The organism is Clostridium sp. UBA5712, assembly GCF_002419845.1.
Lineage (GTDB): Bacteria > Bacillota > Clostridia > Clostridiales > Clostridiaceae > Clostridium_J > Clostridium_J sulfidigenes.
Genome location: NZ_DIGW01000015.1, coordinates 405,522 through 424,812, shown reverse-complemented (window position 1 = coordinate 424,812; position 19,291 = coordinate 405,522). Strand labels below are relative to the sequence as shown.

Genomic DNA, 19,291 nt, shown 5'->3' with positions numbered 1-19,291 from the left:
TCTTATGCCAGTATACAATATTATGTAAATTATTTCAAACTACCCTATATACTTATAATAATGGCTAAAACAAATAAACTCAATGAATTTTAACATATTCACCGAGTTTATCTTTATCTTATATTCCTTTTTCTTTGCTGTACCATTTATAAAATATTTTAAGAGAATTGTCTAATGCTTCTATAGTTAAAATATCTATCTCATTTTCTTCTATTACATAAAAAAATGATCTATCTTCTCCAATTAATATATTGGTCATAGTATTATTAGTAAAGTTAATATTTATGCATTTTATATTTTCATCATTTATTACTCCTCCAAGAACTTTGTAATTCTCAGTAGCGCTTACCTTTGTTTCCATTACATTCACTGTAAAAGGAGCATGTTTATCTACCTCTTTTATAGAAGTTGTTAAGATGTTATAAGAATTTTCTACTTTACTTAATTTGCATAACCCCTCATAGTTTTTACCATTGTCTTCATATAAAAACATGACTAATTTATCCTTTTGTATATCTGATACATTTAGAATAGATATTCTATCTTCACCTATGTTAAGGGTCTTAGATAGAAGATATGTTATCTTATCTGTTAACTTTACTTCAAAGGGTTCTTCATCTTTTATAGGCAAGTTACCACTTTTTATCTCCATGGTTTCTTTAAATAAATCATTCTTAATTAGAATAGCTGTAATTAATAAGAATAATCCTATAACTGAAATCATAAAAATTCTTCTATTTTTCTTAATTGTTTTTCCATTTTTGATTTTGTACTTCTTCTTGTTTTTATATCTCTTCTTAAGTTTACTCATATAACATTCCTCTTTAATTTTTTCTCCCTTTGCTCGAGAGGACACTCCTTCTCATGTTCATCTTTGAAATGAAACTCCTTTTCGCTATGTTCAAATGAGTAAGTTCTCATAATTAAATCATAGATTTAAATGGTAACTTAACTTCGACTAACCAAATATAAAATTTCTTTTTCTCGCTTTGCTCGAGGGGACACTCCTTCTCATGTTCATCTTTGAAGTGAAACTCCTTTTCGCTATGCTCAAATGAGTAAGTTCTCATAATTAAATCATAGATTTAAATGGTCACTTAACTTCGACTAACCAAATATAAAATTTCTTTTTCTCGCTTTGCTCGAGGGGACACTCCTTCTCATGTTCATTCGAATGAGTAAGTTCTACTAACCAAATATAAAATTTGGAGTCTCACTTAAATTCAGCTGCGTACCATTTGTAGTGTGCTCCATATTTATCATCTATTTTTTCTACTTCATAAAGTCTAAATATTATATATTGAGTCCAGTTATATCCTGGATTTGCTCCTATGGATAAGATTAAAAAGGAAGCTCCAAAGGAACCTGTCACAGTAAATATGACTTCATTTCTTGCTTCCGCAGGTATTTCTTTACCTTCACTATAGGTTCTAGAGATAGTGGCTCCAGTACTATTTGCAATATTAACTACTCCATAGGAAGATTGCCCACCTCTAGCGTAGTTAATTTTTGATATTTTATCAGTACCTAGTAAAAACTCAGTATATAGATGTATCTTAGAATAGGATAATTCTGATTCAAAACACCACTCTGCTTCTTTAGATTCCACCTTTCCATAGGCATATGAAACTCCCTCTTCCATGAGGATTTCTTCATAACCCTTATTAGACATAACTGGTTTTTTAATATTCTTTTCTCTATTTAAATTTTCTCTTTGAGAGTTTTTTGTGTTATAGGTAATCTTTGAACCATCAGGATAAATTATTTCATAAGCAGATTTATTAGCAAAAGTATTAATTACCTTTTCTGTATATTCTTCTTCACTAAAGATATTTTTTAGAGATTTAAAGGCTTTCTTTAAAGCAACCTTATCTCCTTTTAGTATTTGATTTCTATAGTATTCCTTATTGTTTCTAAAGTCTTTATCAGTTATATCTTCTATGGAATTATCTAATATCACTTCTAAATCACACTGTTCTAACCTTTCTACTATTTCATCAAGTCTTATATAAAACTCGGCATCTTCTTTGTCTAATCCTTCCCTTGTTAGCTTTAATAATTCTTCCTCATCCACAGGAGTAGTTCTCACTTCATCACATATTTCAATTATCCTCTTATCATCATCTTTTCTCTTATTACTTTGTAATGCTAAAACCTCTATAGGTGAGTTAACTATAAAAGAAGTGATAAATATTACTAAAACAATCACCTTAAAATTCTTCACATCAGCACTCTCCATTCCTATGACTTTAAATTTATTATTCCTAGAGAATGGATTTTAAATTCTTAAACTTATATTTTTTCATCTGTAAAATAATATAAATTTAATAGATAAATAAGAGGTGGAAATCCACCTCTTATTTATCCTCTACACTATTTCCTCTACACCATCTTTTACAAAGCTCTGCTTTCTTGCTGCAAACAACTTCCTCTGAACCACAAGTAGGACAATTATCCTTGTCTTGCTCATAATTTATATCATACACATCTCCACAATGAAGGCATTTAAATTTACAAAAAGTAGCTCTGTAGTTACCACCACTTATTCTTATAGCATTTCCTTCTGTTAAAGCAATAGCTATCTTCTTCCTTGCACTATCAATAATATTTTGGAAGGTTTGTCTTGATACTTGCATTCTTTCAGCACATTGTTCTTGATTTAATTTTTCAATATCCTTAAGTCTCATAGCTTCAAGTTCTTCTACCTTTAAAACTGTTTCTTTAATTTCACATTTAGGCTTTCCCCATGGAACAAAATAAGTATCCTCTGGAAAAAACTCTACTCTTCTAAATTTTGTTGGTCTTGGCACTTTAAATCCTCCCTGCATTTACTACATAATCCTATAAACATTATATCAGAATCATATATTTCTACGTTACTTTCTTCTTCTATTCTTTTGTTTAATTTAAGATAGTCAAAATTTAAATTTTGACTATCTATATCAATTATACTATTACATTTATAACATTTAAAATGAATATACAGGGGTTTGCCACTAAATATTTTCATTTTATAATAATTATTCGTTACAGTGACCTTCATGTTGATGTTCTGTACAAACGCTACCTGTTGATTTTAATTCACCATTTACAAATTTTTGAACTACATCATCACTAAGTCCTTGTGCACCAACTACAACTTCAATTCCATTTTCGTTAAATAAGTCTTGTGCTGTTTCTCCCATACCACCTGCAATAATAACATTTACCTTTAAATCTCTTAAAAATACTGGAAGAAGTCCTGGTCTATGTCCTGGATTTGGAGTAAAACTTTTTTCTAAAGACTTACCCTCTTCTACTTCATATATTGTGAATCCTTCACAATGTCCAAAATGTCCACTTACATATTTCTCATCACTTGCAACTGCTATTTTCATTAAAAATTCCTCCTTTTATTTTACCTAAAAATTTAATATATTAATTTAATATATACTTAGTCATATTACTCCACATAGCTTCAATAGCTTTTTCAGCTATGCTATCCTTGTAGAAAGTTATAGGTTTTAATTCATTTATAGACTTCATAACCATGTCATCATAAGGAATTTTACCTACTAAAACTATTTGATTTTCATAAATAAAGTTTTCTATTTCCTTTGTAACCTCTTCATTTATATCAAATTTATTTACGCAAACCATAGTAAAAACTCCAAAGTGTTTACACAGCTGTACTACTCTCTTTAAATCTTCAAGGCCTGATTTTGTAGGCTCTGTTACAACTAAAACTGCATTTGAACCTGTTATTGAAGCTATAACAGCACATCCAATACCTGGTGAGCCATCAATTATAGTTAACTTTTCATCCTTATTAAATCTCTTACCATTTTTTCTTAATTCAGTTATTAATTTTCCTGAACCATCACTGCCTATACCCATTTCTGCCCTTGAAATTATGCCTTTATCTAGCTCTGTAATGAAGGTATCTGCTGTCTTTTCATCCTCTAGTTTTATTGCATTTACAGGACACACTAATGTACATGCTCCACAGCCTTCACAAAGAAATGGATTTATAGTAAAGTTTTCTATGGCATTAAATTTACAAACACCTTCACATTTACCACACTTAATACAAATGCTTTCATCTATTGATGCTTTTTTTCCACCTACAAATTCATCTTTTTCAATATCTTTTCCCTTGTAAAAGAGATAAAGATTGGGAGCATCTACATCACAGTCTATTCTTAATACATCTTTTTCAAGTTCAGCTAAAGCTGTTGCAATGGTGGTTTTTCCAGTGCCACCTTTTCCACTTAAAACTACTAATTCCAAGATAGCACCTCCTTTACTCCCTCTGAAAGCTTATCAAATATCTTCTTATGAACTAAATAATCGTAAAGTATTTCACCCTTAGAATAAAGTACTGCTGTAGCCTTATCATAGGTAATTGTTCCTATTAATTCTATATTTTCTTCTTTGCAATACTTTTTTACTATGTTATCTTTTCCATCATCCTTATTTATAACTATGCCAAAGGGAATATCATACATTTTCACAAGTTCCACTGCCATCTTTAAGTCATGAAGACCAAATTCAGAAGGCTCTGTAACAAGTATTGCCCCATCAGCATATTTCAAAGAATTTACCACATTACAAGAAGTTCCAGGTGGGCAATCTATTAAATTAGTTCCCTTAGATAATCCATTAAGTAATTCTCTAATAACAGGCACTGCCATTGGCTCGCTTATATTTAAAACACCTCTGCTACAGTTTATATCTCTTACTGATCCTTTTTCAACCTTACCCGTTTCTCTTTCACCATAGGCTATAGCACCATATTTACATGCAATTTCACATGCTCCACAACCATGACATAACTTTTGGAACAGCATAATATCATCTTTAACCTTTGCTAGAGCATTAAATTGACAAGCTTTTACACAAGCTCCACAGTTAGTGCATTTGTTATCATCTATGATTGGATATTCTACCATTACTTTTTCTTTTGTATCTACTGTAGGCTTTAGGAATAAGAAACCATTAGGCTCTTCCACATCACAATCTATATAATTTGCCTTTAGAGCAAGATTAGTAGATACTGTAGTTTTTCCTGTACCGCCTTTTCCACTAAGTACTGCTATATTCACTACCTATTCATCTCCAATCTAGTGAGCTCCGTGATGTGCAGGACCAGACATTTTTATTTCTTCAAGTTCACCTTTTTTATATTTTTCTATAGCCTCAGCTATAACTATACCATCACACTTATATGCCTTAACTCCTGATTTTTCAATGATTTCAAAAGCATTAGGTCCAAGATTTCCTGTGATAATAACATCTATGTTTTCATCAATTAATTGATTAGATGCAGAAATACCTGCTCCACCACTAGCATTTTTGCCTTGGTTTTCTAAAACTTTAATTTCTCCACCTTCAGTATCATGAATTTGAAAATACTCACATCTTCCAAATCTCATATCAAGTAAATTTACAATAGTTTTTCCTTCTGCTGAAACTGCTATTTTCATTTTCCATTCCTCATTTCTTTATTAATTATTCTTTTATGTGATTTTCATTATTGGCATTTGCTAATTATATATTACTGCCATTTTAAGTTATTGTCAAATGCCAATTATTATTTTTTATAAAAAAGTAGCTATGAAATTTCTAATTCATATAGAAACTTCATAACTACTTTGGGGATAATTTTATTCCATCAATACTCTTGAATATTGTCTTTATTTAATTATAAAAAATCAAAACTACTGATGTTTAAGTATTCCTTATTAAAAAGGATAATATGGATTAATATACTGACCTGGATATTGGGTGTAATATGGATATGGAGAAATATAAGGTGGATATGGTACTATTAATAATTTAGCTAAATCTAAAAGTGGGAAGTTTCTGCGTCTATAACGTCTTTGTCTTCTTCTAGGACGTCCATAAGGGTTATATTGTCGTTGCTGATCATATTGATTTTCATCATCTAGCTCCATTACATCTTCACCCACTAACATGGTAACGCGATCTCCATCTACATTCTCAATTATTCCATCTACTATGCTTCCGTCTCTCATTGTTAAAATAACGTGATAATAAACATGTTCTTTACATTCATCATATAAAGACTGGTCATCTCTGTTATGATCGTGGATTTCTAAAGCCATTTTTAATCATCTCCTTTACAATATTATGGTATTATTGTGTAAGAAAATTTGTGCCATTATAACTTATAAATATTGCTGTAAATTCAATAAATAATTCTACTATTTTATTTTTTAACACTATAAGTTATAAATTAATACTTACATTGTATATTATTTATAAATAAAAAAAGCAGCTATGAAATTTCTATATTATATAGAAACTTATAACTACTTTCTTTGGGTGTGATTTATTTAAACATGATAACATGTATAAATACATTAGGGTTTAAGAAAAGATATTACTCTGTCAAGGAGTTGATAGAGTAATATCTAATCTATTAGAATATTTATATTACTCCCACTCTATAGTTGAAGGTGGTTTTGAAGTTATATCATATACAATTCTATTTACTCCATTAACTTCATTGACAATTCTTCTAGATACCTTATCTAGTACATCATAAGGGATTCTTGCCCAGTCTGATGTCATTCCATCAGAAGATGTAACTCCTCTTAAGGCTACTGTATGGCTATAGGTTCTTTCGTCTCCCATAACTCCTACTGATCTTATATTAGGTAAGCAAGCGAAGTACTGCCAGATTTCACTTTCAAGGCCAGCAATCGCAACCTCTTCTCTAAATATAGCATCTGCTTCTCTTACTATGTGTAGCTTCTCTTCTGTAATTTCACCAAGTACTCTTATTGCAAGTCCTGGTCCTGGGAACGGCTGTCTCCATACTAAGTGGTGTGGAATTCCAATTTCCTCTCCTACAGCTCTTACTTCATCTTTAAATAACTCTCTTAATGGCTCTATTAGTTCAAATTCTATGTCCTCTGGAAGTCCTCCTACGTTGTGGTGACTCTTAATTGTAGCTGATGAATTAGTTCCACTTTCTACAACGTCAGCATAAATAGTTCCTTGAACTAAGAAATCCATTTTACCAAGTTTATTTGACTCTTCTTCAAAAACTCTGATGAATTCTTCTCCAATGATTTTTCTTTTTCTCTCTGGATCAGAAACACCTTTAAGTTTTCCAAGGAATCTCTCTTGAGCATTTACTCTGATAAGGTTCATATCAAAGCCTTCTCTAAAGATTTTCTCAACTTGATCTCCCTCATCTTTTCTAAGTAGACCATGATCTACAAATACGCAAGTTAGGTTTTTACCTATTGCTTTATGAACAAGTACTGCTGCAACAGATGAATCAACTCCACCTGATAGAGCGCAAAGCACTTTTCTATCTCCTACTAATTCTTTAATTTGTGCAATCTTTTCTTCTGCAAATGCAGACATAGACCAATCTCCCTTAACTTCACATACATTGTATAAGAAGTTTTTAAGCATTTCTGTTCCAAATAAAGTGTGTTGAACTTCTGGGTGGAATTGAACCCCATAAAGTTTTCTTTCTACATTCGCCATTGCAGCTATAGGACACTCATCTGTATGACCTATGATTTCAAAGCCTTGTGGTGCGCTTTCTATAAAGTCAGTGTGACTCATCCAGCATTGTTTTTCTTTTATTCCATTAAATAATTTATTATCTGTGTTTAAGTTAACATCAGTTTTTCCATATTCTCTAACAGTAGCAGTCTTAACAACTCCACCTAAAACATGGGACATAAGCTGAGCACCATAGCAGATTCCTAGGATAGGAATGTTTAAATCAAATAATTCCTTATCTACTCTTGGAGCACCCTCCCCGTAAACACTGTTAGGGCCACCAGTAAATATTATTCCAACAGGATCTAATTCTTTTATTTTTTCAACAGAAGTACTATATGGAATTATCTCACAATATACTCCATGCTCTCTTACTCTTCTTGCTATTAATTGATTATATTGACCACCAAAGTCAACAACTAATACTAATTCTCTATCCATAAATTAAGCTCTCCTTCTTAGATTATTGATTTACACTATAATTTGGAGCTTCCTTAGTAATTACTATATCATGTGGATGACTTTCTCTAAATCCAGCTGAAGTTTGAACTACGAAGTTTGCAGTTTCATATAAATCTTTTAGTGTAGCTGATCCTAAATATCCCATTCCTGAGCGAATACCACCAATTAATTGGTATATAGTATCTACTACGCTACCCTTAAATGGAAGTCTTCCTTCAACACCTTCTGGTACTAATTTCTTGTTATCTTCTTGGAAATATCTATCCTTACTTCCGTTTGCCATAGCTCCTAAAGAACCCATTCCTCTATATACCTTGTAACTTCTACCTTGATATATTTCTATTTCACCTGGTGCTTCGGCGCAACCAGCAAACATTGAACCCATCATACAAACTTTTGCTCCAGCAGCTAGTGCCTTAACGATATCTCCTGAATATTTTATTCCTCCATCAGCTATAACTGGAACTCCTGATTTTTCCGCTTCTTCAACACAGTCCATAACTGCTGTAAGTTGAGGAACTCCAACTCCTGCAACTACTCTTGTAGTACAGATAGATCCAGGTCCTATACCAACTTTAACACAATCTGCTCCAGCTTCTATTAAAGCTCTTGTACCTTCTGCTGTTGCAATATTACCTGCTATAACTTGAAGCTCTGGATATTTTTCTTTAACTTCTCTAACTGCATCTATAACACCTTTAGAGTGTCCATGTGCTGTATCTATAGTAATGACATCTACGTGAGCTTTAACTAAAGCATCAACTCTTATCATCATATCCTTTGTAACTCCTACTGCAGCTCCACAAAGTAATCTTCCTGAAGCATCCTTTGCAGCATTAGGGAATTTCACAGCCTTTTCTATATCCTTTATAGTAATTAATCCTTTAAGATTAAAATCTTTATCTACTAAAGGTAATTTCTCAATTTTATGTTTTGCAAGTATTGTCTTAGCTTCTTCAATACTTGTTCCCTCTTTTGCAGTAACTAGATTCTCACTAGTCATCACTTCACTTACTTTTTTACTATAATCAGTTTCAAACACTATATCTCTATTAGTAATTATACCAACTAATTTTCCATTTTCAGTTACCGGCACTCCAGATATTCTATATCTTGACATTATGTTTAATGCATCTTGTATAACATTATCTTTTCCTATGGAGAATGGATTTACAATTACTCCATTTTCTTGTCTTTTAACTGTATCTACTTCGCTTGCTTGAGCTTCTATAGACATATTCTTATGGATAATTCCAATTCCACCTTCACGGGCCATAGCTATTGCCATCTTACTTTCAGTTACTGTATCCATTCCAGCACTTATTAGTGGTAAATTAAGAGCTATAGTTTTAGTTAAGTTTGTTTTAAAGCTAACATCCTTTGGTAAAACTTCAGATTTATTTGGAACTAATAATACGTCATCAAAAGTGTATCCTTGTTTTAATATCTTTGCCATAATTTAAATCCTCTCCTTCTATATTATTTTCTTTATAATTAACTTTAGTTATACTTATAATCTGAAATCAATTAAAATTATTGTATTAAATTCTCTAACATAGTTTTTGTTTATATTTTAAATTTAATTAAAACATAAACAAAAACATGCTTAATTCACTTTCAACCCATAATATAACTCCATTAGAGTTCATACTATGTACATACAAGTAAAATTAAGCATGTCCATAAATTCAATGAAATCTATAACATGATTACTTTTACTCATAGTCAGAAATTTATCGGTTTCCGGTAGAAACTCCTTGCCATATTCAAGGGATATATGAGTTATTTATTCATAATTTATTAATTGATTACACCTATTTTATTTAAAATAAGTATGTTTGTCAAGGAAAACTTTTAACCTATTTTCTAAATTTTGTAGAAATTTATCGACTTATATAATAATTATACATTACTAATGAGAATTTTTCCATTATCTCACTATAATTAATTAAAAAATTATAGTGAGATAATGTATATTTATACTAAAATTTTAAAATAAATCTGGTAAAGCTTCCTTCCCAACATTAAATTTAGCTGGAGCTTCAACTCCATCAACAGAAATTATATTTTCATAGGCGCCTTCATCCTTAGGTAAGGTGATTGTATAAAGCACAATAATATTATCATCCTTAACTACATTTCCACCTAAGGTATAGGAATATAATGAATCTGTAGAATTCATAACCATGTCTCCTAATAACTGAAGATTGCCTTCTTCATCTACTTTGTATACCTTAGGAGTGTCTTGAATCTTTGCGTTACTTGGTACCTTAAGTCCGATATTTGCCTTACTACTATAGGTTTCAAAGGTAGCCCCAAAGGTTACTGTTGCTTCTTTTGCTAAAGTTCTTTCCTCTGTGTCTATATTATATTTTTCAGTTTTACTGTCATACCCATTATAGATTCCATGAAGTATATCTGTTTGTCCTCTAACAATAATAGTAGGAGTTTCTATATTGAATTTCGCCATTTCCCCTATAAGGTTTGTATAAGTAATAGTGTTACTATCCTTAAACTTAAGTTCCCCATGTTCCATTGTCTTAATTATAAAGGATACCTGCGACCCACTAGCTTTATATATTTTATTAACAACATCATAGGTATATCTAATTTCTGGTATCTCTAATGCATAATTATAGGAACTACTACTTTCTACTGATTTAAGTCCTGAAACTACGTCAAATTCATCACCTATATTAAAATTCAACTTAACATCCCCAAATACATATGACTTATATCGTTTTGTTGATAATCGTAATGCAATTTCTTTAACTTTATTATTGAGAGCACCACCATTTTCTCTAACAGCATTAAAGTAATCATCCTCAATTCCCCACAACTCATTATGAATCCACTTTAAGCTTTTGGTATTGTTAATGTCATCACTTCCTGATGTTCCTAATTTCAAGGATATAATGCTATATCCTTTATTTTTCACAGCATTAATTTTATTTATATCATAGCTAACATCTCCTGCAGCTAAAATTATAATATATTTCGTTGCCCATTTATTTCCATTTGTTAAAATACTATCTGCCATTTCAAGAGCATTACCAATGTTTCTTTCTGTAGATGATGAAGATGTTACATTTTTCAATTCATTCTTTATATCCTTAGCATCTGTAAGTTCTGATTCTATTTCAGCTGTATTACTATAAGTTACTAATCCGAATTTGGCCATAGAGTCCTTCTTATTATAATCATTTAATAATCCACTCCATAAATGTTTTGAATCATCAAGATAATTATCTCCCCCATTTTTTGAAGTATCTAGCAAAAAAACAATTTCCTTTTCATTAGAAGTTGACTCATTTTCACTATCTTGAAATACAAAGTTTTCAGGTTTAATATCATAGGTTACCTTTATTTCCTCTCCTGGATATGCCTCTACTTCACTTGGGCTTGTTAACTTAGCCTTAATATTAGGTAATTCATTTTTATCTATATTAACGCTTATACTAGGTACTGGAGCAGTTATAATCTCATTATCCTTCCAAGGGAAACTCACTGTAGACCCTGCAAAGAGTTCATGATGTCCCGTTACTCCACTTTTAATTACAAATTCAAAGGGCACAGGATCTGCTGTATAGGTAACCTTGCCATCTTTAACTTTACCATCAGTTTTATATAATACATTATCAATATCTACTTTATTTCCTCCAACCTTTAGAGAAAATCCTGATTTAAGATTCATATCCATTTTTACATTACTAATGGCATAGGAAGCTAAGATTTCTGTAGCTATATTCTGGAATACGTTGTCTATAGCACCATTATCAGATGCAAAGAAATTACCTTCTTTACCTCCCATAGATTCATGGATTTGTTTTAGTGTTTTATTGGCTTCACTATTCTTATTTCCTAAACCATAACCTATAGAAAATACATTGTTTGTAGATTCCTTTATACGCTCCCCTATAATATTTGCATATTCTACTGCATCATCATCAAGTTCATTACCTTTTCCATCAAACTTCGGATTGCTATCATCTATATTTTTATAAAAATACTTATAATAATATGAATAATAGTAAGAATAAAATGTTGGTACTCCATCAGACATTAAAACCACTGTCTTATTTGCATTTTTCTCTTTAGATGTACTAAGTAAGTAGGCAGCTTTTCTTAAGCCTTCCCCAGTATTAGTACCTCCATCAGCCTTTAAATTATCTATAACTGTTTTCAGCTCATTTACCTTATTGGCATCTATTAATATTTCTTTATCTACTTTTTTAATACTGGCATTACTTGAATAGGCTACTATCCCAATCTTTAAATTAGGCACATCCTTCATTTTATCTACAAAGTTCTTTGCTGCTTTTTTTAATTCTGCTATCTTTGTAGAGGATTTACCATTTACATATACATTGTCCGCCATACTCCCAGATACATCTAGTACCAATACTATTTCTTTAGCTGGAACTTCAGCTTCAAAGTCTTTAGGAATTATTTTTCCACTGACAGTAATATCTTCTCCTACCTTAGGGAATTCAGGGGATACTGAATTTATCTTTACCTCAAAGGCTGGCTTTGTTGCTACTTCGGCACTGGCATTTGATGCAGAAGTCATTACTAAGGTAGCTGTCATGCAGAGAATAAGCCCTATGCATAATATTGCTTTGTAACCGATTCTTTTTTTCATTTTATCCACCTCCATCACCATTAGTAGGTTGTTAACAGACTTCCTTGCCTTATAGGGAACTTTATTCCCAATGAAGCTTAATTCATTACTTCTTATGACTATTTCTAAATAAAAAACTCTCTTTCACTGAATAATCTATATCCTCTGCTTTTAATGACAATCTAATTTCTATACTCTTTAAAACGTCATCTGAAGTCTCTATATGATGTAAATGTGAACCAATAAGCCTTTTACCATCCTCTTTTGTAGATAGATAAACATTATATCCTTCAATGATAAATTCAGCTCCCTCATCAGTTACTGTGCCATCATCTTCAACCTTTGAAAAGGTTATAGTTTTTACAGTACCATCAAGCTCTTTGTCCACTTTACATTTAGTAGCTGCCATGGCATGTTTAGATATACTATCTAAAATAACCTTAGCTTCATATTGAAGGTCTGATCTAGTGTTTATCTCCTCTAGCTTTCTTTCATTAGAAAAGAAAAAGGAGAATATGAATGAAGTAACTATAGCTAAAAGTCCTAATGCTATCACTAATTCTATTAAGGTTACTCCTTTTTTCTTTCTATTTAAAATCATAATCCCACTACCTTATAACTTATTTTTCTAGTGTCCATTTTTCCTTTGTAATCAAATTTGTAGCTAGTATAGTTCTCTCTGTTACTAAGTTTTTACCTTGAGTAAAGATAAAATCTAATACACCCTTATTCTTCTTATCCTTTATCTCATCTTCTGATAATTTAGCAGTTCCTATTAAACCCTTAGAATTCTTTATATTTATATCTTTTAAGGATATAATGGTACCTTTATAATCCTTAGTTCCATTGTAATTTACATCACCCTTTGTCACCACTATATAAGTTATGTCCTTAGATTCTTCCCTATTGAATTCTTTATTATAGGTTGCTTCTTTATTTTCATGTCTTAAGATAAGCTTATCATCATTAATTTCAATGTCCCTATTTTCATCATCATTTAATAGAATTACCATATTTTCAAGCTGAATAATGTTACCCCTATTAGCAATTAATGAAGATACACCATCCCAGTTTATTTGATTTTCTACAGTATAAATAGCCTTACCCTGTTGAAATTTATTCACATCAAAGTCTTCGTTTCCCATATAATAAACAGCTTGTACAAACCTTTCCCTCATGTGTTTTACTGCATCAAGTTCTTTTTCATTAAGGTTCACTGAATTTCCATGGGCTTTTCCTCCTGAAATATAGGCTCCAGCAGTATAGGTTTTCTGTGGAAGGGATATTCCCTTTACTCTTATACTTTCATCACTTGAATTACTATAATCCACAAAGTGCTCTGCTTTATCTACCACATTTAAAGGTTGTCCTTCTGCATCTTTCGTTATAAGGACTAAGGGATCTAAATACTCATATTGGCTATTCTTATAATTCCCATTAGAATCCTTGGCATAGGCCTTATAATTCCCCTTTAAGGCTACAGACTCTCCTGTCTGATAGGGCTCTCTATGAGTCTTTATATAAGCAGAACCCATTAGGTAGGCACTATCACTAACTGTTAAATTACCCTTATTATTAGGCCACTTCATGGAATTAATTATTATAGAGCTAGAACCCCTAACAACCTGTCCATTGTCTGTAGGCAAAGCAATATTTAAATCATTAAAACCATAAAGGTTTTTTATATTAATTTTTGCATCACTAGCTCCTATAACTAAATCGTTAGCTAGATATAGCTCTGCCTTACTGGAATCTACATCTATACCACTATCCACATCACCTTCTGCTAAACTACCTAAAAATATATTCTCAGCATAAACCTTATTATCAACTTCTTTATCCTCTAAAGTTATTGCTTTAAAATTTACCTTACTTTTGTCTACTGTAATATTAGCAGCGGTGTTAACTTGTCCTTTAAATTCTATATCAGTATTGTTTATCTCAATTCCGCCCTTATACTTATCTACCGTTGGAGCTTTAGCCATATCCTCACTTCGTAAACCTTGAATCCAAAGGTTTCCGTCCACTTCTACCTTACCTTCCTTAACATGGGATGAATCAGTAGCAATAGTTAAGTTTCCATCAGCAGCTAGAGTATAGTTTATTAATTTAGATGTGTTTCCATCGGCTTTATCAAGGATTCTATACGCTTCCGGTGTAACTAAATTATAAGCTACACTCACCACCCTCTCTTTGCCTTTATCATCTTTATAGGTAGAAGTTAACTTAACAATTTTATAATCTAAATCCTCTTTTTTTATTGTTGGTGCTTTTAACTCACACTTAACTTCTGCCTTATTACTATTTACTACATATTCTCCAGATACGTAATCTATAAGATTATCATCTATATAATCCTTATAAACCCCTTTGAAAATTTCATTTTGCTTCTTTATTGTAGTTTCCTTATTACCTGCCGCTATGCCTTCCTCTATAGCTATCTCTACTACTTTAGTGATTCTAGCGTAGGCCTTATCAATTCCCGATTCAGCAGAATAGAGATTTTTAACCCTATTGTTCTCTTCTACTCTTAGCTTATAGTTTGCATAGGTGGCTCCTAGCATAGCCAGTGCTAAGGTAGCTAATATACCAAACACAGCTATTACAAGTAACATAGATGAACCTTTAGTCTTTCTTTTTCTCATCTTCTCCCTCCTCTTAATTTAATAATTCTATTAAAACCCCTTTTTAATTAGTTATTCTACTTAAGTAGTTCTAAATTCATATTTTCTACTACTTCCCCATCTTTATTAGCACTTAATTCTACAAAGTACAACTTTTCATTGATAACATCATCACTATGTTGAACCCCTTCGATTAATTCTATTTGTCCATTAAATTTAGATATTATTACATCTTGCCTTTCAGATACTTTTTCCCCATTAAATAGATATATTTTTAAGTTTTCTGTATGGCTCTTATTTTCTACACTTAAATTTAACTTCTTTTCACTGTCTTCATTTAAGCATATAAGTAATGACTTAGCTTCTGGTTTAGGAATAGCAATGATACTTCCCCCATAAGTAACATTTATCTCCCCTGCTTCTTTCATTTCAATAAAGACTTCCTCTGATGGTGTAGCTAAATTATCTGATAGTTTTTTTATAGCTTCTCCTATAACCTCCTTACCATTTGATATGGATATGGACCCGTGGTGAAAATATATAGTTCTGTCAACTTCCATTTCACTAACCTTATTATTAATGACCTTGGACTGTTCTTTTATAGATCCCTCTATGGAAAATCCATTTATTTCGCCACTTATTGAATATATTAATTTATTATCTTCCCCTGTAGCTTCACTTAAAGTAATGCCATTATTTAAAGGCTTTGATAAAGCACTTGAAAAATTATCTATAGCTTTAATATTTTCTATAGTTTCCTGAAGTACCGCCTTAGCCTGTTGTTTATTTTCTGTAGATTTATTTATTTTTACAGAGGTTAGTACTAAATTAGCTATAGGAATAAGAATAATTGATATTAGAGCAAAGCTAATTATTACCTCTAGAAGAGTAAAACCTTTCTTACTTTTTCTAGATTTAGTAACTTTATTTATTAACATACTCCACCTTTCCTTCTGGTGTTATTTGCACCCTTGGACTAGTTTTATCATCATCAATTATAGTAAGTGAAACTTTCTTATCATTAGCATTATTTATTACCTTTATATTTGCTCCTACCTTATCATCAATACCTATACGTTTAGATGAGTATATTGCAATATTTATATTTTCTTCATCCACATTCCTAAGCTCTATACCATTTTTACTATAATCTGATGGATAGCTAGATTTCTCTGTTTTGTACTTAATATAGTACTTACCACCTTCCTTATTTACTTCAATTTCCACATCTACCTTTTTATTTTCATCATTATATATATAACTTTCTCTTGTTAAATCATTTTCCTTACCTAAAGTTAAACTTGGTAAATCTGAATTCACACCCTTTAAAGCCATGATTAGAACATAATTATTTCCTTCACTAGTTCTTGATGCCATGGAGCTTTGACTTCCTTCTAAAAAAGGATTTTCCTTTCCATACTCCTCATCAAAAGTCCATTTTAAGTACTTTGAATCTTCATAAGGATTAATTTTTGGTATGGAGTAAAATTCTAAATCTAAGGTTCCAGAGACTTCATCATTTCCTGAGGCTGTTATATTTATATTTGGCATAGCTAAAATTCTTTCATATTCTGATATTAGTTTTACAAACTTAGCCACATTTTTATAGGTACCATTAAAGGATACAGATACCTTCATTTGCTCTACCTTATTTCCAGTTGATTCCCCTTTATCACTTTTAGTAGCTTGATCTTCTCCAAGTTCTTTAGTTTCCTCTAGTTTTTCTTCCACATCTTCCTTGGTCTTTTCTTTACTAGACTCCTCCACTACTTGCTCTAGGGATGCTTGTTCCTTAGGGTCTGCTACTTCTGAAAAATAAGCTTCTATTGGAGAAACAGTAACCTCTGAAAAAGTTAAACTTCCCTTAATTCCAGCATTATTTAATAGTTTATTTAGCTCTATTATTATTCTATCTTGATAGATCTTAGGATATAAGAGCATAGATTTTGAACCTATACTGTCCCTTAATATTTTTATATCACTTTTATTCTTTGTAATAGTATTTATATTTGAAAGCATCTCATTATATTTCTTATTCAGCTCTGATTCTTCCTGTTTAATTTCTTGCAATTTAGCATATTGCCTTTCATAAACCAGCTTATAATATGCTGTACATATAATTATGAGGACTAATACTCCTAATAAAAATTTTTCTCTTTTACTTACTTTCATTATAGTAGGCCTCCTTTAGTTTACAGGTCATAGTAAAGGTAAATACTTCTTTTTCACCATCACCTAAGTCTGACACTATTCCACCTATATGAGATTCTTCTATGAATTCAATATTATTCATATTATGTTGAAACTCAGCAATAGCCTCTCTATTTGTAGCTGAAGCATTTATTTCTATAGAACCTGCTGCAAAATTCATAGATTTAAAATACACCTCTTTTGGAAGGGTATAATTTATCTCTTCAATAAAGTCTGGACTTAATTTATTTCTATCAATTATGCCATGGAAAATTTCATTTAACTTACTATTATAAGTAGAAAAGCTTTTTTTCTCTGTAGCTACCTCTAAACTTTCCTTATAACTTTCTAGAAAAGCTTCTTTGTTAATTTTATTATTAAGATCATTTATTGATTTTTCAGCTCTATAAATTCCAAAAGTATTAAATGACAAGGTTACTATAATACCTGCCCCAACTATAGCTGCTGCACTAAAAATTACTTTCTTTACTCCAGCATCGCTTTCTTTATTTGTATCTACATAGAAAAAATTCAAATCATTCATAATCTCACCTACAATCTTACTAATGCACCTAATGCATTAACATACTCTTCAATGGTTGTTGTATTTACATTTTTACTAAATTCTATATTGTTAGCTGTAATTATTTTTGTAGTATCTATGCCAGTCTTTAAGGCTATATACTCATCTATTCCTCTTAACTTAGAAGTGCCACCGTATAAATATATATGATTGATCTTTTTCCCATTACTTTTATTAGTATAGAACTGAATAATTCTATTTAAATCCTCTAGCCAACCCTCTATGACTTCTACTACTCCATCATTAAGCTGATTTTCTTTCCTATGCTTTCCTACTTCAACCTGAGTCTTCTTTATTTCCTCTGCTTCCTCCATAGAAATTCCATTTAAATCCGCTATAAACCTATCTATCTCTATTCCACCAATGGGCATAACCCTTATAAATTCTAAATTGTTATTATTAACTATAGATAAATCTACACTTTTATAACCTAAGTCTAAATACAAAATGGATTCCTCTTTATTTATTAAATCTACATTATATATATCTGCAATGCTGCTTAGTTTTCTTATGGAGTTGTTACTTATATCCAAAGCATAGGGATTTAAAAGTAGTTTTTCAGCTAAGTTTCTATAGGATTCAATGAGATTTTTAGGATATATAATAGTAAATATCTTTTCCTTTCTTACCTCATCCACTATAACTTCCTCTAATCTCATAAATTGAATTACATAGTTATTTAAATTTATAGCTAGAAATTGCTCTATTTCATAATTAACTAAGGTTTTTAATTCTTCATTATTCTCCACATAAGGAACTATAATCTCTCTACTTATGATTGTAGATGATGAGGAAACTAACGCTATATTTTTAGTTCTCACCCTTGAGGTTTTCATTTCTTCCTTTAACTTAAGTAAGATAGATTCTTCGTTAAAAAGCTCCCCATCTTGAATAATATCCTCTGGAGATTTTATTTTCCTCATATTATAAATTTTTAATTTTCCACCCTTAACTTGTCCCTCTACTATTTTTATATCACTAGAGCCTATGTCAAGACTCACAAGCCTTATACTCTTAGGCTTAGCCGGTTTACTATCATCAACTTTTTTTATTCTTTTAAATTTTAGATCCTGTAACTTTATATCTCTGTTCCATATGGATTCCTTCTTAGAATTTTCAACATCAATGCCTTTATGATCACCTTCCTTATTTAGTAAGGTACCATTATCTATATTTACTTGAATTTCCTTATTCTTTAATTCTTCACTGACCTTAGATTTACTAAACAAACTCAAAATTAGCACTCCCTTCTTCTTCAAATCCTTTATGTTCAATTAACAATAT

Annotated in this window: 18 protein-coding genes and 1 riboswitch; all 18 genes read right to left on the bottom strand. The window is 31.0% G+C overall.

From position 1 onward, the window contains the following. Positions 1 to 118: 118 nt before the first annotated feature. A complete protein-coding gene (locus tag B3B03_RS14720; RefSeq protein ID WP_346877709.1) occupies positions 119 to 811 on the bottom strand; it encodes a hypothetical protein in 693 nt (230 codons plus the stop codon). A gap of 402 nt (positions 812 to 1,213) precedes the next feature. Next, positions 1,214 to 2,224 carry a hypothetical protein gene (locus B3B03_RS14715; protein ID WP_346877708.1) on the bottom strand — a complete coding sequence of 337 codons (1,011 nt, stop codon included), beginning with the start codon at positions 2,222 to 2,224 and terminating at the stop codon, positions 1,214 to 1,216. A gap of 133 nt (positions 2,225 to 2,357) precedes the next feature. After that, complete coding sequence (locus B3B03_RS14710) at positions 2,358 to 2,810, bottom strand: DUF134 domain-containing protein (RefSeq protein WP_346877707.1); 453 nt, start codon at positions 2,808 to 2,810, stop codon at positions 2,358 to 2,360. Then, positions 2,780 to 3,010: a Fur family transcriptional regulator gene (locus B3B03_RS14705; protein WP_346847208.1), complete on the bottom strand. Its 231-nt coding sequence runs from the start codon at positions 3,008 to 3,010 to the stop codon at positions 2,780 to 2,782. Before B3B03_RS14705 ends, B3B03_RS14710 begins: the two co-directional genes overlap by 31 nt. A 10-nt stretch (positions 3,011 to 3,020) precedes the next feature. After that, the gene (locus B3B03_RS14700) at positions 3,021 to 3,377 is read right to left on the bottom strand and encodes a NifB/NifX family molybdenum-iron cluster-binding protein (protein WP_346847207.1); all 357 of its coding nucleotides are present in this window, start codon (positions 3,375 to 3,377) and stop codon (positions 3,021 to 3,023) included. Positions 3,378 to 3,417: 40 nt separating this feature from the next. Continuing rightward, the gene (locus B3B03_RS14695; RefSeq protein ID WP_346866819.1) at positions 3,418 to 4,269 is read right to left on the bottom strand and encodes an ATP-binding protein; all 852 of its coding nucleotides are present in this window, start codon (positions 4,267 to 4,269) and stop codon (positions 3,418 to 3,420) included. Further along, entirely contained in the window at positions 4,260 to 5,084 is an 825-nt protein-coding gene (locus B3B03_RS14690; RefSeq protein ID WP_346877706.1) for an ATP-binding protein, read from the bottom strand. The genes B3B03_RS14695 and B3B03_RS14690 overlap by 10 nt, the downstream gene beginning before the upstream one ends. Positions 5,085 to 5,102: 18 nt before the next feature. After that, positions 5,103 to 5,465 carry a NifB/NifX family molybdenum-iron cluster-binding protein gene (locus tag B3B03_RS14685; RefSeq protein ID WP_346847204.1) on the bottom strand — a complete coding sequence of 121 codons (363 nt, stop codon included), beginning with the start codon at positions 5,463 to 5,465 and terminating at the stop codon, positions 5,103 to 5,105. Positions 5,466 to 5,723: 258 nt separating this feature from the next. Further along, a complete protein-coding gene (locus tag B3B03_RS14680; RefSeq protein WP_346847203.1) occupies positions 5,724 to 6,107 on the bottom strand; it encodes a hypothetical protein in 384 nt (127 codons plus the stop codon). Positions 6,108 to 6,438: 331 nt separating this feature from the next. Next, entirely contained in the window at positions 6,439 to 7,968 is a 1,530-nt protein-coding gene (gene guaA, locus B3B03_RS14675) for a glutamine-hydrolyzing GMP synthase (RefSeq protein WP_346877705.1), read from the bottom strand. 22 nt (positions 7,969 to 7,990) lie between these two features. Next, positions 7,991 to 9,445: an IMP dehydrogenase gene (gene guaB, locus B3B03_RS14670; protein WP_346847201.1), complete on the bottom strand. Its 1,455-nt coding sequence runs from the start codon at positions 9,443 to 9,445 to the stop codon at positions 7,991 to 7,993. Between the two features lie 246 nt (positions 9,446 to 9,691). Next, a riboswitch (purine riboswitch) is annotated at positions 9,692 to 9,790 on the bottom strand. Positions 9,791 to 9,979: 189 nt separating this feature from the next. Then, positions 9,980 to 12,631, bottom strand: a complete 2,652-nt coding sequence (locus B3B03_RS14665; RefSeq protein WP_346877704.1) for a VWA domain-containing protein — start codon at positions 12,629 to 12,631, stop codon at positions 9,980 to 9,982. An 85-nt stretch (positions 12,632 to 12,716) separates the two neighbouring features. After that, the gene (locus B3B03_RS14660) at positions 12,717 to 13,211 is read right to left on the bottom strand and encodes a prepilin-type N-terminal cleavage/methylation domain-containing protein (protein WP_346877703.1); all 495 of its coding nucleotides are present in this window, start codon (positions 13,209 to 13,211) and stop codon (positions 12,717 to 12,719) included. Positions 13,212 to 13,230: 19 nt separating this feature from the next. After that, on the bottom strand, positions 13,231 to 15,255 hold the full coding sequence (locus B3B03_RS14655; protein WP_346877702.1) for a hypothetical protein: 2,025 nt from the start codon (positions 15,253 to 15,255) through the stop codon (positions 13,231 to 13,233). 56 nt (positions 15,256 to 15,311) lie between these two features. Then, the gene (locus B3B03_RS14650) at positions 15,312 to 16,172 is read right to left on the bottom strand and encodes a type II secretion system protein (RefSeq protein WP_346877701.1); all 861 of its coding nucleotides are present in this window, start codon (positions 16,170 to 16,172) and stop codon (positions 15,312 to 15,314) included. Then, positions 16,159 to 17,406 (bottom strand): type 4a pilus biogenesis protein PilO, encoded by a 1,248-nt coding sequence (gene pilO, locus B3B03_RS14645; RefSeq protein ID WP_346877700.1) that lies wholly within the window; start codon positions 17,404 to 17,406, stop codon positions 16,159 to 16,161. Before pilO ends, B3B03_RS14650 begins: the two co-directional genes overlap by 14 nt. Then, on the bottom strand, positions 17,393 to 17,968 hold the full coding sequence (locus B3B03_RS14640; protein ID WP_346877699.1) for a PilN domain-containing protein: 576 nt from the start codon (positions 17,966 to 17,968) through the stop codon (positions 17,393 to 17,395). Before B3B03_RS14640 ends, pilO begins: the two co-directional genes overlap by 14 nt. 8 nt (positions 17,969 to 17,976) lie before the next feature. Beyond that, positions 17,977 to 19,242: a pilus assembly protein PilM gene (gene pilM, locus B3B03_RS14635; RefSeq protein WP_346877698.1), complete on the bottom strand. Its 1,266-nt coding sequence runs from the start codon at positions 19,240 to 19,242 to the stop codon at positions 17,977 to 17,979. Between the last annotated feature and the right edge of the window lie 49 nt (positions 19,243 to 19,291).

Excerpts from the sequence above, each read along its gene's own strand:
- B3B03_RS14705 (WP_346847208.1), bottom strand. The coding sequence starts at position 3,010 with ATGAAAATATTTAGTGGCAAACCCCTGTATATTCATTTTAAATGTTAT.
- B3B03_RS14650 (WP_346877701.1), bottom strand. The coding sequence starts at position 16,172 with ATGTTAATAAATAAAGTTACTAAATCTAGAAAAAGTAAGAAAGGTTTT.
- pilO (WP_346877700.1), bottom strand. The coding sequence starts at position 17,406 with ATGAAAGTAAGTAAAAGAGAAAAATTTTTATTAGGAGTATTAGTCCTC.
- B3B03_RS14665 (WP_346877704.1), bottom strand. The coding sequence starts at position 12,631 with ATGAAAAAAAGAATCGGTTACAAAGCAATATTATGCATAGGGCTTATT.
- B3B03_RS14680 (WP_346847203.1), bottom strand. The coding sequence starts at position 6,107 with ATGGCTTTAGAAATCCACGATCATAACAGAGATGACCAGTCTTTATAT.
- B3B03_RS14685 (WP_346847204.1), bottom strand. The coding sequence starts at position 5,465 with ATGAAAATAGCAGTTTCAGCAGAAGGAAAAACTATTGTAAATTTACTT.
- B3B03_RS14640 (WP_346877699.1), bottom strand. The coding sequence starts at position 17,968 with ATGAATGATTTGAATTTTTTCTATGTAGATACAAATAAAGAAAGCGAT.
- guaB (WP_346847201.1), bottom strand. The coding sequence starts at position 9,445 with ATGGCAAAGATATTAAAACAAGGATACACTTTTGATGACGTATTATTA.
- B3B03_RS14720 (WP_346877709.1), bottom strand. The coding sequence starts at position 811 with ATGAGTAAACTTAAGAAGAGATATAAAAACAAGAAGAAGTACAAAATC.
- B3B03_RS14660 (WP_346877703.1), bottom strand. The coding sequence starts at position 13,211 with ATGATTTTAAATAGAAAGAAAAAAGGAGTAACCTTAATAGAATTAGTG.
- B3B03_RS14655 (WP_346877702.1), bottom strand. The coding sequence starts at position 15,255 with ATGAGAAAAAGAAAGACTAAAGGTTCATCTATGTTACTTGTAATAGCT.
- guaA (WP_346877705.1), bottom strand. The coding sequence starts at position 7,968 with ATGGATAGAGAATTAGTATTAGTTGTTGACTTTGGTGGTCAATATAAT.
- B3B03_RS14700 (WP_346847207.1), bottom strand. The coding sequence starts at position 3,377 with ATGAAAATAGCAGTTGCAAGTGATGAGAAATATGTAAGTGGACATTTT.